Below are 13,969 nucleotides of genomic sequence, written 5' to 3' on the forward strand. Positions count from 1 at the left end.
CCGTTATGCCGCGTTCAGGGCGTTGTGGTTGATGGCCATCATCGTCATCAGCCGTTCTTCGTTAGCGTCGTCACCGTGGATCTCGCCGGTCACCCGGCCTTCGCTGAGAGTGATGATCCGGTCTGACACCGCCATCACTTCAGGCAGATCGGAGGAGATCACGATCACCGCCACGCCCTTTTTCGCCATGTCAAACAGCACCTGGTGCACTTCTGATTTGGTCCCCACGTCGATGCCGCGCGTCGGTTCATCGACGATCAGCACCCGCGGGTTGAGCGCCATGCAGCGCGCGAGGATCACCTTTTGCTGGTTACCGCCGGAGAGCTTGCGCACCTCCTGCGCGCTGTTGACCATTTTGATCTGCAGCGCTTTGCGGTAGGACTCGATCAGATCGTCCTCTTTGCGGGTGTTCACGAACCAGCGCCACTGCAGCAGCGAGGAGAGGCAGGAGAGCGACAGGTTGTCGCGAATCGACAGTCCCAGCACCGCCCCCTCTTTTTTGCGATCTTCCGGCACCAGCGCCACGCCCTGGTCGAGGGCATAGAGCGGGTCGCGCGGCTGGTACGGTACGCCGTCCAGCTCAAAGCTCCCCGAGGTAAACGCGTCCGCGCCAAACAGGCAGCGTGCCACCTCGGTGCGCCCGGCGCCCACCAGCCCGGCAATGCCTAAGACCTCCCCGGCATGGACGTGGAAGCTGATGTCGTGCAGGGCGATGCCGTGCGGATCCAGCGGCGGCTTTTCGCGGCTCAGCCCCTTCACCGCCAGGCGGACGGGTTTGTCTTCATGATGCGTTTCGCTGGCGGGGCGACGGTTAAAGGCCACGTCGCGTCCGACCATCAGGCGGATGAGCTGTTCGACGTTGGTCTCCGCCACCGCGCCGGTGCCGGTGAAACGGCCGTCCTGGAAAACGGTAAAGCGATCGCAGAGCTGGAAAACTTCGTGCAGACGGTGGGTAACGTAAATAATGCTCACGCCGCGGTTTTTAAGCTCGCGCACCACGCGGTGCAGACTTTCCACCTCGCTGTCGCTCAGCGCGGCGGAGGGTTCGTCCATAATGATGAGCCTGGCGTTGAGGGTCAGCGCCCGGGCGATCTCCACCATCTGCTGCTGGGCAACGCTCAGGCGGGCGACCGGGGTGGTCGGCGCAACGTTCAGCTGCAGATAGTCGAGAATGACCTGCGCCTCCTGATTGACCGCCTTTTCGTCGACGATCAGGTTACGTTTACGCGGCTCGCGCCCGAGAAACATGTTTTCCGCGACGGTCATGTTGGGCAGCAGGTTGAATTCCTGATAGATGGTGATAATGCCCTTGTTCTGCCGTTCCACCGGGGAGTCGTCCACCGGCAGCGTTTCGCCGTTGAACCAGATATCCCCGCGGGTTTGCGGCTGCGCCCCCGCGAGCGCCTTCAGCAGCGTGGATTTACCCGCCCCGTTTTCCCCCAGCAGGGCGTGGATCTCGCCCGCGCCGACGGTCAGCTGAGCGCTGCTTAACGCCCAGACGCCGGAAAAGCTTTTTGCCAGGTCGGTCACTTTCAGTAAGGGTTGCGACATCAGTCTGCTCCTCCTCATGATGAGCCGCCAGAGGCGGCTCGGGACATATTAGTTACCGGCCTCACCGATACGCTCAGCCTGCTGCAGGTTCTCTTTGGTGATCAGCGTCGGCGGGTAGTCGGCACCGGTGATGGCTTTCTTCTCGCGCACGTTGGCCACCAGCTGGCTCATCGCCGTCTGCACCGCAAAGCCCGGACGCTGGTCCGCCGTCACCGCCAGCCAGCCGTCGCGCACGCGGGCAAGCGCTTCCGGCACCGCATCAAAGCCGGTGACCAGAATTTCGCCCGGCTTCACGCCCTGGCTCTGCAGCGCTTCAATCGCCCCCAGCGCCATGTCGTCGTTGGCGGAGAGGATTACCTGCGGGCGTTTCGGCAGAGAGGGCAGCACGCTTTCCACGATGCGCATCCCTTCAGAACGCATCCAGTTGCCGGTCTGATCGGCGACGATCTTGTACTTATCCCCGCCCGCCTTCAGGCTGTCGCGGATCCCTTTAGTGCGTTCGATGTTGGAGGAGGAGCCCGGCTGGCCGGTCAGCAGAATGATCTCCGCCCCGTCGGGGAATTTGGTTTTGACGAAGTCGCCAATCGCCTGGCCGCCTTTGTAGTTGTTGGCGCCGAAGTGCGGCACTTTTTTCTGGCTGTCGACGGAGCGGTCAAGAGTGACGACCGGCAGCTTCGCATCCTGAATTTCATCCACCGCGCTGGAGACCGCGTTCACGTCGTTCGGGGAGACGATAAAGCCCTGCGCCCCGCGGGTAATGGCGTTTTCCAGGTCAGCCACCTGTTTTGGCGAGCTGCCCTGCCCGTCCAGCACCTGAAGCTTCACGCCCATCTCTTTTGCGGCTTTCACCGCCGTGCGCTGCATGTGAACTTCAAACGGCATGGCCAGGTTTGGCGTACTGAAAACAATTTGCTCGTTTTCGGCGAGGGCGGCCCCGGACGTCATGGCGATGAGGGCGGCTACGATCAGTTTTTTCATTATTATGTCTCTCTGTGTAGGGTTGTTGTGTTTAGAGGACGATCTCGCGCTGGGTACGCAGCGACTCCAGCGCTTTATCCGCAAGGTACAGCGCACGTTCACCATCATCGCCGCTGCAGTCAGGTACCGCTTCGCCGCGCAGGACCGCAACAAAGTGTTCCCATTCCGCGGCGTAAGCGGATTTGTAGCGCTGCAGGAAGAAGTGTTCCGGCAGCGCGCTGGTGCAGCCCTGTTTGCCGTAGTGCTGCACCTGGTTTTCAAGGATGTTGCCCGCGCACAGCAGTCCTTCGGAGCCGTGCAGCTCCAGGCGCTGGTCGTAGCCGTAAGATGAACGGCGGCTGTTGACGATGGTCGCCATCGCGCCGGAAGCGTATTTCAGAACGATAAACGCGGTATCGATGTCGCCCGCCTCGCCAATCGCCGGATCGACCAGGTTGCTGCCCTGGGCATACACCGACACCGGCTCTTCGCCCATGATGAAGCGGGCCATGTCAAAGTCGTGAATGGTCATATCGCGGAACATGCCGCCGGAAACGCGCACGTACTCCGCAGGCGGCGGAGACGGGTCGCGGGAGATGATCAGCAGCGATTCCGGCTTGCCGATGCGCCCGGCCTGCACGTCGGTTTTCACGCGGCGGAACTGCGGGTCAAAGCGGCGGTTAAAGCCGATAAACAGCGGCACGTCGTACTCTTTGACCACCTTCAGGCAGTCGCGCACGCGGGCGAGGTCGAGGTGGACCGGCTTTTCGCAGAAGATGGCCTTGCCGTGGCGGGCGGCCATTTCAATCAGATCGGCGTGGGTATCGGTCGCGGAGGCGATCAGCACCGCGTGCACGTTAGGGTCGGTCATCGCCTCCTCCAGGCTCTGCTGGCGGGCCTGATACTGCGCGGCGAGACGGGTGGCAAATTCCTGATTCGGGTCAACCACGGACCAGAGCGTGGTCGCGGCGTGGCTGGCGATGTTAGCTGCATGTACCTGGCCAATTCGGCCAGCGCCCAGTAAAGCAATGTTAAACATAACGGCTCCCGGTGTTGGTGAATGCTGTGAACTAACGACTCTATAAATAAAACATTTATTTCATTTTTATAAATAGTGAAAATTATGTTTTTGAGTGTGGGTTAACACTTTTGAGATGAATGAGATAAATTTTGTTATCAATCTCACAACATCACGGGAGATGTGCCCCTCACCCTAACCCTCTCCCCAAAGGGGAGAGGGGACGGTACGGCGCGGTCTTTTCTCCCTCTCCCCTTTGGGGAGAGGGCTGGGGTGAGGGGAAAAATAAAAATGAAATGAAAATTTCGTTAAGACGGAAAAACTCAATACTGACGGGCTTTTTTCACCTGCGCCTGGGTTTGCTCAGCGGCCTCACGCACGGCAGACGATTCCGCCACCTGCGCATCACCGGTTCGCCACCAGGAGGCGTAGTCATGGGTCATGGTCTTCGGCAGCACCTTGATGTCCAGCAGCGTCGGGCCCGGATGGGCGCGTGACGCTTCCAGCGCCGCCAGCAGGCTTTGCTCGTCGTGCACCCGCCACGCGCGGCAGCCATAGCTCTCCGCGTTTTGCGCAAAATCGACCTTCACCAGCGGTCCGTCAAGCCGTCCGGTTTCCGGGTTGCGATGGCGGTTTTCCGTGCCAAAGCTGCCCATGCCGTGCCCCATCTGCAGGTTGTTAATGCAGCCGAAGCTGGCGTTATCAAACAGCAGAACGGTGATCTTAATCCCCTCCTGCACCGCGGTTTGCAGCTCGGAGTGCAGCATCATGTAGGAGCCATCCCCCACCATGGCATAAACCGGCTGCTCGGGTCGGGCAAGCTTCGCGCCGATGGCTGCCGCAATCTCGTAGCCCATGCAGGAGTAGCCGTACTCCAGGTGATAGCTGTCCGGCGTTTTGACCTGCCAGAGGCGCTGTAAATCCCCCGGCAGCGAACCGGCCGCGCCCACCACGATGGCGTTATCTTCAATATGCTGGTTGATCAGCCCCAGTACCCGCGTCTGGGTCAGGCGGGTGTTGAGCGTCTCGCCGTACTCCGCCAGCCGCGCGTCCAGGTGCCCCGCCACTTCGGGCGCGTCGTCCGGACGCCACTGGCGATCCCACAGGCGACGGCACTCGTCGCGCCAGGCGGACTTCGCCTCAGCGATCGCCTCTCCCCAGCCGCTGCGGTAATCACCGAGCGCGTGGGTCAATGCCTGGAGCCCGGTTTGGGCATCGGCAATCAGCGCCGTGGCGTCCAGCTTCAGGGCGTCAAACTCGGCCACGTTCAGCAGCAGAAATTCGACGTCCGGATGGGAAAAGAGCGCCTTGGAGCCGGTGGTAAAGTCGGTCAGGCGCGTGCCGATGCCAATCACCAGGTCAGCCTGCGGCGCGAGCTGGTTGGCCGCCATCCCGCCCGTCACCCCTACGCCACCGAGGTTAAGTGGGTGGTCACTCACCAGCGCCCCCTTTCCGGCCTGGGTTTCGGCAAACGGCAGCCGCAGCGTCTCGACAAAGTCGCGAAACGCCTCATGCGCGCCGGAATAGCGCACGCCGCCGCCGCACACCACCAGCGGACGACGCTTGCAGGCGATCAGCGCCCGCGCCTGCGCCAGACGCTGCGGATCGGGCGGACGACGCTCGATGTGGTACACGCGACGCGCGAAGAAGCTCAGCGGGTAATCCCACGCTTCCCCCTGCACGTCCTGCGGCAGGCAAATCGTCACCGCACCGGTATCTGCCGGGTCAGTAAGCGTTCGCATCGCGCTGAGCATCGCGCTCATCAGCTGCTCGGGACGGTTAATGCGGTCCCAGTAGCGGGAGACCGGACGGAAGCAGTCGTTGGTGCTGATGCTGAGATCGTGATACTGCTCGATCTGCTGCAGCACCGGGTCCGGCTGGCGGCTGGCGTAGATATCGCCCGGAAGCAGCAGTAGCGGAATACGGTTCGCCGTGGCGGTTGCCGCCGCCGTGACCATATTGGCGGCGCCCGGCCCGACGGAGGAGGTGACGGCAAAGATGCGCTGACGACGGTGCTGTTTGGCAAATCCCGTCGCCATATGGGCGATGCCCTGCTCGTTGCAGCCCTGCATCACCTGCAGATGGCCGGGATCCTGCTCCAGCGCCTGGCCGATACCCAGCACGTTGCCGTGCCCAAAGATGGTGGCGACGCCCTCCACGAAGGGCGTTTCGTTGCCGTCCACGCTGACGTACTGTTGATTCAGGAACCGGACCAGTGCCTGGGCCATGGTCATACGTTCGGTTTGCATAACGCCTCCTGTCAGCCCAGCGTCGGCATGGAGAACGCAGCGCCTGTCTCCTGCTGCATTTCCGGCCAGCGCGCGGTGATGGTTTTCATTCGGGTGTAGAAACGCACGCCGTCGTTGCCGTGGACGTTGAGCGCCCCGAAGATGGAGCGCTTCCAGCCGCCGAAACTGTGGAATGCCATCGGCACCGGGATTGGCACGTTGACCCCCACCATGCCCGCCTGCACCTCTTCGCAGAAGCGACGCGCGCAGCCGCCGTCACGGGTGAAGATTGCCGAGCCATTACCATATTCATGGCGGTTAATCAGGTCCACCGCGCTGGCGTAATCTGCTACGCGCACCACAGAAAGCACCGGACCAAAAATTTCTTCTTTATAGATGGTCATCTCCGGGGTGACGTTATCGAACAGCGTCGGCCCGACGAAATAGCCCTGCTCGTGGCCCTTCACGCTGAAGCCGCGGCCGTCCACGCGCAGTTTGGCTCCCTGCGCTTCCCCACTGTCGATGTAGCCCAGCACCTTGCTGCGGTGCGCGGAGGAGATAAGCGGTCCCATTTCGTTTTCCGGCGTCTGGTCGAGCCCCGGCCCGACGCGCAGCGCGGCAATCTGTTTTTCCAGCCGGGCGCAGAGGTCATCGGCGGTGTTATCCCCTACCGCCAGCACCACGGAGAGCGCCATGCAGCGTTCCCCCGCCGCGCCGTAGGCCGCGCCCATGATGGCGTTGGTCGCCATCTCCATGTCCGCATCCGGCATCAGGATGCAGTGGTTTTTCGCCCCGCCCAGCGCCTGACAGCGTTTACCGTGGGCGGAGGCGGTCTGGTAAATGTATTCCGCAATCGGCGTGGAGCCGACAAAGCTCACCGCCTGCACGCGAGGGTCGGTCAGGAGCACGTCAACGGACTCTTTATCGCCCTGCACCACGTTGAAGACGCCGTCCGGCAGGCCGGCCTCTTTCAGCAGCTGCGCCAGCGCGAGCGCGAGAGAAGGGTCTTTTTCCGACGGTTTCAGCACAAAGGTGTTCCCGGTCGCCAGCGCAATCGGGAACATCCACATCGGCACCATCGCCGGGAAGTTAAACGGCGTGATCCCCGCGCAGACCCCGAGCGGCTGCATCAGCGAGTGGCTGTCGACGCCGGTCCCGACGTTCGCCGAGTGTTCGCCCTTTTGCAGATGCGGAATGCCGCAGGCAAACTCCACCACTTCCAGGCCGCGGGTCAGTTCACCCACCGCGTCGGAGAAGACCTTGCCGTGCTCTTCGCTGATGAGGCGGGCCAGGCGATCCATGTTCTCTTCCAGCAGCGCCTTGAAGCGGAACATCACGCGCGCGCGCTTAAGCGGAGCATGACGCGCCCACGCCGGAAACGCCTGCTGCGCGGCGGCGATCGCCTGCTCCGTTTCCTGCGCCGTACTCATCACCACCTGGCGGATCTGCTCGCCGGTGGCCGGGTTGAAGATCGCCTGAACGCGCTGGCCTGAACCGGTGACACATTCGCCGTGAATAAAATTCGCTACCGTCTCCATCCTTAACCTCTCGCTGTTGATACATGACTGTGACCTGAACACTGTGTACTGAACACTATATATGAAACAAATATTCCATTTTAAGTTGAAATAAAATAAATGATGATTATTGTGATCAAGGATGGATTTTTATGTTAACAGCCATCACCACTGACGCCGCGTGCGCTATTAAGGAATTTCGGGCGAGGAAATGACTGAAGCTTCTGTTTCATTTTTGCTGCCAGATGGATGGCCGACATTTAAAAGACGCGGTTTTGCGTTTAGAATCATAAGACTGTATTTGGGGGAAAAGATGACGACAGCAACCAGCCTGAACGAACTGCAGCAGCAAATCCGCGATCGCTACGATAGCCTGAGCAAGAGGCTGCAGCAGGTCTCCCGCTACGTGCTGGATAACACCAACAGCGTGGCGTTTGATACGGTTGCCGTCATTGCCGAGCGCGCCGACGTGCCGCCCTCGACGCTGATCCGCTTTGCTAACGCCTTTGACTTCACCGGCTTCAACGAAATGAAACAGCTGTTTCGCATGAACCTGGTGGAGGAGACCGCCAGCTACAGCGACCGCGCCCGGTTGTTCCGCGAAATGGAGAGCGAGGCCGTGCCGGAAACGCCGCTCGATATCCTGCAGGAGTTCGCCCGCTCGAACGCCCAGGCGCTGCAGCAGCTGGCCGCCCGCGCCGAGCCGGAGATGCTGGAGCGCGCGGTACAGCTGCTGGCCGACGCCGACACCATCTACATCGCCGGGCTGCGCCGCTCCTTTAGCGTCGCCGCGTATCTGACCTACGCCCTGAGCCACCTGGAGTGTCGCCCTATCCTGCTCGACGGTATGGGCGGGATGCTGCGCGAGCAGATCAGCCGCATTAAGGCGCGCGACATCGTGGTGTCGATCAGCTTCTCGCCGTACGCGGAAGAGACGGTGATGGTCAGCGAAACCGCCGCCAGCGTTGGCGCGCGGCAGATTGTGATTACGGACAGCCAGATAAGCCCCCTGGCGACGTTCAGCGATCTCTGCTTTGTGGTGAAAGAGGCGCAGGTGGACGCGTTTCGATCTCAGTCGGCGACGCTGTGCCTGGTGCAGTCGCTGGTGGTGGCGCTGGCGTATCGGTTGGGGAGCGGGGAGAAATAGCCCCAGTGCAGTTTGGTGGGCCGGGTAAGGCATAGCCGATACCCGACCGCCTGAAAAGCATCAGCCAGACATTAACTACTCCTTATCTCGGGGCAATCAGAATAACTGACGGAAGAGAGGGAATTCAGACGTTGCCCCGTAATCTGTAACACCCGCAGTAAAAGCATAATGCCGCGGCGGGTATCAGGGTCGTTAAGCATGGTGAACACCTGCCGAAGCGAGATATCACCTTCCCGGTTAATTTGCTCTCCCCACGCCATGCGTAGCGCGGTTCCCCCTTCCCAGCCGACGGTCACGACATCTTCAAAAACGCCAGCCAGTTTTTCGACCATCGCGCTATCGGCCATGTCCAGCAGGTCTGCGACGACGGCGAGCAGATCAACCAGATTATTCAGGCGATTGCCCGCCATAAGCGGGGCAAGGCTTTTTAGTAACTGTTCCTGGTCACTCATCAGAACATCCCCCTCACGACGCCCCAATACAGTCCACGGTTAAAACCGTTTCGCAGCATGCCGCCCAGTTTTGTCGCCGGCATGGGGGTCACGTCATTGCGATAGTCATATACCAACGGCATGCCGGCCCAGAGCCCCATCTGCGCGACGGCCTGAACCCGTCCATCATAATGGTTACCGCTTCCGGGCGGTCTGCCGTACAGCTCCGCCACAATGTTGTCAGCAATGATGGGCGCCTGGTTGTGGCACGACCCTCCCGCTTTACTGATCGGGAGGTCAACGGTATCGCCGATCACATACACGCCTTCTAAGCCGTAGACGCCGAGCGTCTGGTGATCCGTCGGCAGCCAGCCTTCCCCGTTCTGAACCTCGCTAAGCCCGGTATCACGCACCGCGTCGACTGCCCGGATGGGCGGCGTTGCCATCAGGATGTCGAAATTCTGTGAATCGCCCTCGGCGGAATAGGCAATTTTGCTGTCAGGATCGACATGGCTTAAGGTAAAACCGCGCTGATGCTGTATTCCTTTGGCAGCAAAAATATCGCCCAGCGCCTCCCCCACCGGACGCTGCAGGAACAAACAGTTTCGCAGCAGCTGCGCGACGGTCGGATAGGTATAAACAATCTCAACCTGATTACGCACCCCACGCTGGCGCAGATAGTCGTCAACCATCAGCGTGGTTTCAATAGGGGCAATGCCGCACTGGTGGGGAACATTCGGCGTTTCAGGAAAAGAGACGGTAATAAATATTCGCCCCTTTTTGATGGTGGCGAGCTTATGCGCTAATTGTCTGGCCGCCGCGTATTGATAAAAATGATCGCCCGCTTCGGCAAGGCCGGGGATTTTTTGTGTAAAAGGCGTGCAGCCGGTTGCGATAACCAGCAGGTCCCAGTCGTATTGTCGCTTACTGGCACCGTAAAGCCGACGCTGCTTAAAATCGAAAGATTCAATCCTGTCTGTAATAAATTGAATTTCAGGACTCAGTAACTGCCGTTCAGGCCGGGCCAGCTCATGATGATGGAAGAGGTTAAAGGCGACGTACATAAAGGCGGGTTTGTAGTAGTGCACTGGTGATTCGGAAATCAGTACCAGCTCTACCTGACCGGCGGCAATTTCACGTCGTAATTTCCTGGCCAGCAGGTTGGCGACAATTGTTCCTCCCGTGCCGCCGCCGACAATCATTATGCGGTTTTTCATTCCTTTATTCGCTCATGGTAGTGAATGGGAATTCACGTAACCAGACCGCTTCACTGTTACGCTCAGCTAAAGCGTAGTAACAGAGTAATATTCCGCAATACAACCCTTAATAAGAAATTTAATTTTGACAACCCGATCATCATTTATAATATACACTACAAAATATAACTTATATCTCCGGAACGTTGCCTTTTACTGTGGTCTCTTTTCATCACCATTATTCGCCAAACAGCAGCGTTGTGTACTTTTTAGATACCGCCCCGGAGCGCTGTCCGTTCGCGCCATAATAGCGATCTTCACGGCACAGTCGATCCTTCACATCGCAGAAAATACCGTTGGCAAAGGTGAATTCAGTCAGATCGACATTGCTCGACGTGAACACCTCGTTTGCAGCAGCCTTCTTACCGAGATAGGTCTCTGTCAACGCGCGGGATAATCCCTTGTCATTGGCGCATACATATCGGTCGCAGAGCACGCCCGATACTGGCGACTTGAGCCTGGCGGGGGTCCTGGCCTGGGCGGACATGGCGGACACGGCCAGCAGCGCGGCCACAGAGCATGCGAGTATTGATTTGTTCAAGATGATAATCTCCGTTGGTTAATGAGTGTCGGCTTTACGCCGGGCGCGGTGGAACCATCATGAGGGTGAAAAACCCTGGAGGGTTTTAAGCTTCAGCAGGGAACGCCCCGTATGGCTTTTTGTCGACCGAAACGTCGTCGAAAGTTCAGCTCGTAGGCAATTGTAAGGGCCCTATCCCGGTGAGTCATGCGATTTTAAAGAGCTGAACTAATATGCTGTATACGGAGTGGGTTTGTGGGGCGGGTTAGGTCCGCTCTGAGCGAAGAGTGGACATGAGATATACACCAAAACTTACATATATTGGGAAATATGTTGAGAATTAAGGGGGCGAATATGATGTTGGTTTGCATCCGTGCTATCATCATTGTATATTATTCCATCAATTTCTATTTAACGATGACTTTAGGCTAATAAAATGTTAAACACCATTGTCACAACCCCAAGGTTTGAAAGAAAAATAGACTTATTAGATAATCGATTATCACATCTTTTTATTGAGAAATTGAAAAAACTGGAGACTGATAATCTAAGTTCCATATTTGAACAGTCCGAAAAATTAAACGGATTTTCAGAGACCCATTTATGGATTACTAGAATATCTAATGATTATCGTTTGATTTTCAGAATAGCTGATAAAAATGAAATTGAACTTATTGATATAGTATCCAGACATGTTTTATCAAAATTCGGTAAGGAAAGGAAATGAAAGGATTCAGCAAATTTAAATTTGATGCAAATGAATTAGCAAATGAATCCACTGCCCTTATAGATTTACTTAAAATAGGAGAAGGGATTTCATTAAAGGAAAATGAGCATCTTTCTCCTGCTTTAAAGGCAGCACCTAACCATGTTTCTATAATTGCATCATCATTTTGTGGGGTAAACAAACCAGACTTGATAGCTTCAGAATATTGGATCCTTGATAAGCTACGTTGTGATTTTGCGGTTTGCGATTCCAGAAGAAGGAAATTCTGTTTTATTGAAATTGAGGATGCTAATCCGAGAAGCATTTTCGTTGAACGAAAGCCAGATCAATATAATGGACTGATGGGGCGCGCGCCTTATTATGACTGGTCCGAACGGTTTGAGCATGGTGCAAGTCAAATAATTGACTGGATACGTGTACTCCACGATGCAGAGAAAACTGACGATTTTCGAGCTCATTTTGGGCCTGCGAATAGATTTGAAGCTGAATTCATCCTTGTAATAGGGCGTGATGAGTATCTTGATTCCGCCCAAAAGGAACGTCTTACTTGGAGAACGAAAAATCTAAAAGCAGGTGATTATAAGATTAGGTGTATAACTTTTGACCAAGTAGTTGAGGAAGGGAAGTATGAGCTTGAAACATATACCGTTGCAGCTAATGTTGCGGCATCAACACACAACCAATGAGAATAAAACCAATAAAAAAACCAACATTGTTAGATGCCTTATCAATATTTGAAATTATTTTTGTAATGTCCGCTTTTGGCACAGGGCTGCTGTTGCAGCCCTGACAACCTTAGACTTCAATCGATTCAGAAATCTCTAACGCATCATCGACTTCAATGCCCAGATAACGGACTGTGCTTTCCAGTTTCTTATGACCCAACAGAAGTTGGATCACCCGGAGATTCTTGGTTTTCTTGTAGATCAGGTAAGGTTTTGTTCTTCTCATGGAATGTGTGCTGCAAAGCGAATCTTCGAGACCAAGCTTTTCTACCCACCCATGAAAGATTCGGTTGTATTGCCGGGTTGAAATGTGCTGGTTAGTTCCGATCCTAGACCGAAACAAGAAGTCTTTACTGTGCAAATTGCTAAGCTGTATCAATGCAGCAACAGCTTCTCTTGTCCCTTTGGTTATCTCAAATTGCACAGGGCTATCGGTTTTCTGTTGCAACACCGTTGCTCTGCTTGAAACAGAGCTACCATATGCAACATCAGATACTTTGAGTTTGACCAGATCACAGCCTCGAAGCTTACTGTCCAGGGCCATGTTGAACAGAGCTAAATCGCGAGTTTTACCTTCCAGTTCAAGTCGGATTCGGATACCCCAGATATGAGATATCTGAAGTGGTCTTTTTTGGCCTATGATACGGTCTTTGTTCCACGGTGACGTGTTCATACTCAAATCTCCTGCAATGTGGGAGATTTGAGTATGGTTGTCCCTTATGAGCGAGTAACTGACCTCGATTTAAATGAATTATGAGGCTTCAAATGTTACTGGCACGAATTTCTAAGATGCATACAGTCATACTAAGTGTTTAAATAAGGTTCTGGACTATGGCTAACCCATCAGTTAAGTTTGTTTCCGATCCGTCGTTTTCCCTTATCAGGCGCCACTTTTTTCAGTATTATGTTTTAAGGATAATTCATGAGTAATGGAGCACAATCATTTCTTAGTCAATTACTAATTGCCATAATCTCTATATCTTTAGGGTCATTTCTTTTTGCTGGGATTCTAGAGAGTTACAAAAAAGATCAAGGTCTTCAGGAGGAACTTATAAAGGATTACTTCAGGCCAATGATGGAATTACAAAGTTCTTGTTCATCTTCACATAATGAACTATTCCTAAAGTATGGAGAGTTATCTGGTTCTTATCAGCTCATGTCTAATGAAATAGTACATATGACAATGACTCCTGATTCAAAATTAGGCCAACATTATGAAGCTCTCCCAATGTCTATTATTAAAGCAAATGCAGAGTTAAAAAAAGGAGTTGAAGAGCTTGAAATGACAGTAAAAAAATGCAAGGCCGATTTATTCCTCAAGTACGAAGAACTTGCATTAGTTACTGGTTCATATCCAGAGTTTAGGAGCTTAGCGAAAAATTATACAAATACGATTAACACTATCTATTCAGAAAGACAAAAAAAAGCCAAGGAAAATACAAAAAACATAGACCCTAATCAACTAATGCCATTGATGCGGAAATTTATTGCTATGGACCTATCCACCAATGCAAACAAATCCATGCTTGCCAGTGAAATGGATAACATATCTAAACTAACAACGCAGCATAGTTTGATAATGGCAGAATATGAGGAGTTAATTTTTAAAGAAGATAATGATTTATTTCTAAGTCTTCATGATCTTTTTGCAATCCAAATTAGTGAGAAGTATTCGGGTGGATTTATCAGTTGGATATTTTAAAACATTATAACTCATCAGATGCGACGCTAACTATGTAGAACGTGTTAATCTGAGAAGGTTACCAATGTATTAGGTAATATCCGCTTCTGGCACGAAGCGAACGATCTGACTTAGCTGAAGATCCGCTGTGAGCGAGGAGCGGACGCTCGCATTTGTCTCAACATACTGAGGGGCTCACTAACACCTAAGT

General features: G+C 54.8%; 13 protein-coding genes. 4 read left to right on the plus strand and 9 right to left on the minus strand.

Annotated elements, in window-relative coordinates; all coding sequences use genetic code 11:
* Positions 1-3 precede the first annotated feature (3 nt).
* The 5 genes from AC0TN7_RS10585 to AC0TN7_RS10605 form a co-directional block, all read right to left on the minus strand.
* Complete coding sequence (locus AC0TN7_RS10585) at positions 4-1,551, minus strand: sugar ABC transporter ATP-binding protein (RefSeq protein WP_025912800.1); 1,548 nt, start codon at positions 1,549-1,551, stop codon at positions 4-6.
* A gap of 48 nt (positions 1,552-1,599) precedes the next feature.
* Positions 1,600-2,529: a sugar ABC transporter substrate-binding protein gene (locus AC0TN7_RS10590; protein ID WP_008502118.1), complete on the minus strand. Its 930-nt coding sequence runs from the start codon at positions 2,527-2,529 to the stop codon at positions 1,600-1,602.
* A 31-nt stretch (positions 2,530-2,560) separates the two neighbouring features.
* Positions 2,561-3,547: an inositol 2-dehydrogenase gene (gene iolG, locus AC0TN7_RS10595; protein ID WP_061714650.1), complete on the minus strand. Its 987-nt coding sequence runs from the start codon at positions 3,545-3,547 to the stop codon at positions 2,561-2,563.
* Positions 3,548-3,849: 302 nt separating this feature from the next.
* Positions 3,850-5,775, minus strand: a complete 1,926-nt coding sequence (iolD, locus tag AC0TN7_RS10600; protein WP_473702135.1) for a 3D-(3,5/4)-trihydroxycyclohexane-1,2-dione acylhydrolase (decyclizing) — start codon at positions 5,773-5,775, stop codon at positions 3,850-3,852.
* Positions 5,776-5,786: 11 nt separating this feature from the next.
* Positions 5,787-7,292 (minus strand): CoA-acylating methylmalonate-semialdehyde dehydrogenase, encoded by a 1,506-nt coding sequence (locus AC0TN7_RS10605; protein ID WP_234084892.1) that lies wholly within the window; start codon positions 7,290-7,292, stop codon positions 5,787-5,789.
* A gap of 292 nt (positions 7,293-7,584) precedes the next feature.
* On the opposite strand from AC0TN7_RS10605, the gene AC0TN7_RS10610 reads away from it, so the two are divergent.
* Positions 7,585-8,418 (plus strand): MurR/RpiR family transcriptional regulator, encoded by an 834-nt coding sequence (locus tag AC0TN7_RS10610; protein ID WP_024908667.1) that lies wholly within the window; start codon positions 7,585-7,587, stop codon positions 8,416-8,418.
* Positions 8,419-8,489: 71 nt separating this feature from the next.
* On the opposite strand, the gene AC0TN7_RS10615 is transcribed toward AC0TN7_RS10610, so the two are convergent.
* The 3 genes from AC0TN7_RS10615 to AC0TN7_RS10625 all read right to left on the minus strand — a co-directional run bounded on the left by AC0TN7_RS10615 (position 8,490) and on the right by AC0TN7_RS10625 (position 10,646).
* Positions 8,490-8,870, minus strand: a complete 381-nt coding sequence (locus tag AC0TN7_RS10615; RefSeq protein ID WP_473702136.1) for a DUF1641 domain-containing protein — start codon at positions 8,868-8,870, stop codon at positions 8,490-8,492.
* Positions 8,870-10,066 (minus strand): NAD(P)/FAD-dependent oxidoreductase, encoded by a 1,197-nt coding sequence (locus AC0TN7_RS10620; RefSeq protein ID WP_473702137.1) that lies wholly within the window; start codon positions 10,064-10,066, stop codon positions 8,870-8,872. Before AC0TN7_RS10620 ends, AC0TN7_RS10615 begins: the two co-directional genes overlap by 1 nt.
* 217 nt (positions 10,067-10,283) lie before the next feature.
* Positions 10,284-10,646 carry a YcgJ family protein gene (locus AC0TN7_RS10625; protein ID WP_473702138.1) on the minus strand — a complete coding sequence of 121 codons (363 nt, stop codon included), beginning with the start codon at positions 10,644-10,646 and terminating at the stop codon, positions 10,284-10,286.
* Positions 10,647-11,061: 415 nt separating this feature from the next.
* Here AC0TN7_RS10625 and AC0TN7_RS10630 point away from each other — a divergent pair, with 415 nt between their 5' ends.
* Together AC0TN7_RS10630 and AC0TN7_RS10635 are read left to right on the plus strand one after the other, a co-directional pair.
* The gene (locus tag AC0TN7_RS10630) at positions 11,062-11,352 is read left to right on the plus strand and encodes a type II toxin-antitoxin system RelE family toxin (protein ID WP_127913805.1); all 291 of its coding nucleotides are present in this window, start codon (positions 11,062-11,064) and stop codon (positions 11,350-11,352) included.
* A complete protein-coding gene (locus AC0TN7_RS10635) occupies positions 11,349-12,038 on the plus strand; it encodes a Shedu anti-phage system protein SduA domain-containing protein (protein WP_063618450.1) in 690 nt (229 codons plus the stop codon). Before AC0TN7_RS10630 ends, AC0TN7_RS10635 begins: the two co-directional genes overlap by 4 nt.
* Before the next feature lie 109 nt (positions 12,039-12,147).
* On the opposite strand, the gene AC0TN7_RS10640 is transcribed toward AC0TN7_RS10635, so the two are convergent.
* Positions 12,148-12,750: a tyrosine-type recombinase/integrase gene (locus AC0TN7_RS10640; protein WP_473702139.1), complete on the minus strand. Its 603-nt coding sequence runs from the start codon at positions 12,748-12,750 to the stop codon at positions 12,148-12,150.
* Positions 12,751-12,999: 249 nt separating this feature from the next.
* On the opposite strand from AC0TN7_RS10640, the gene AC0TN7_RS10645 reads away from it, so the two are divergent.
* On the plus strand, positions 13,000-13,779 hold the full coding sequence (locus AC0TN7_RS10645) for a hypothetical protein (protein WP_252072049.1): 780 nt from the start codon (positions 13,000-13,002) through the stop codon (positions 13,777-13,779).
* Positions 13,780-13,969 lie beyond the last annotated feature (190 nt).

Source organism: Enterobacter sp. PL_is511 (assembly GCF_055816065.1).

What these genes read in the sequence shown, in the direction of transcription:
- AC0TN7_RS10645 (WP_252072049.1), top strand. Translation starts at nt 13,000, where the DNA reads ATGAGTAATGGAGCACAATCATTTCTTAGTCAATTACTAATTGCCATA.
- AC0TN7_RS10605 (WP_234084892.1), bottom strand. Translation starts at nt 7,292, where the DNA reads ATGGAGACGGTAGCGAATTTTATTCACGGCGAATGTGTCACCGGTTCA.
- iolG (WP_061714650.1), bottom strand. Translation starts at nt 3,547, where the DNA reads ATGTTTAACATTGCTTTACTGGGCGCTGGCCGAATTGGCCAGGTACAT.
- AC0TN7_RS10615 (WP_473702136.1), bottom strand. Translation starts at nt 8,870, where the DNA reads ATGAGTGACCAGGAACAGTTACTAAAAAGCCTTGCCCCGCTTATGGCG.
- iolD (WP_473702135.1), bottom strand. Translation starts at nt 5,775, where the DNA reads ATGCAAACCGAACGTATGACCATGGCCCAGGCACTGGTCCGGTTCCTG.
- AC0TN7_RS10590 (WP_008502118.1), bottom strand. Translation starts at nt 2,529, where the DNA reads ATGAAAAAACTGATCGTAGCCGCCCTCATCGCCATGACGTCCGGGGCC.
- AC0TN7_RS10635 (WP_063618450.1), top strand. Translation starts at nt 11,349, where the DNA reads ATGAAAGGATTCAGCAAATTTAAATTTGATGCAAATGAATTAGCAAAT.
- AC0TN7_RS10585 (WP_025912800.1), bottom strand. Translation starts at nt 1,551, where the DNA reads ATGTCGCAACCCTTACTGAAAGTGACCGACCTGGCAAAAAGCTTTTCC.
- AC0TN7_RS10640 (WP_473702139.1), bottom strand. Translation starts at nt 12,750, where the DNA reads ATGAACACGTCACCGTGGAACAAAGACCGTATCATAGGCCAAAAAAGA.
- AC0TN7_RS10610 (WP_024908667.1), top strand. Translation starts at nt 7,585, where the DNA reads ATGACGACAGCAACCAGCCTGAACGAACTGCAGCAGCAAATCCGCGAT.
- AC0TN7_RS10630 (WP_127913805.1), top strand. Translation starts at nt 11,062, where the DNA reads ATGTTAAACACCATTGTCACAACCCCAAGGTTTGAAAGAAAAATAGAC.
- AC0TN7_RS10620 (WP_473702137.1), bottom strand. Translation starts at nt 10,066, where the DNA reads ATGAAAAACCGCATAATGATTGTCGGCGGCGGCACGGGAGGAACAATT.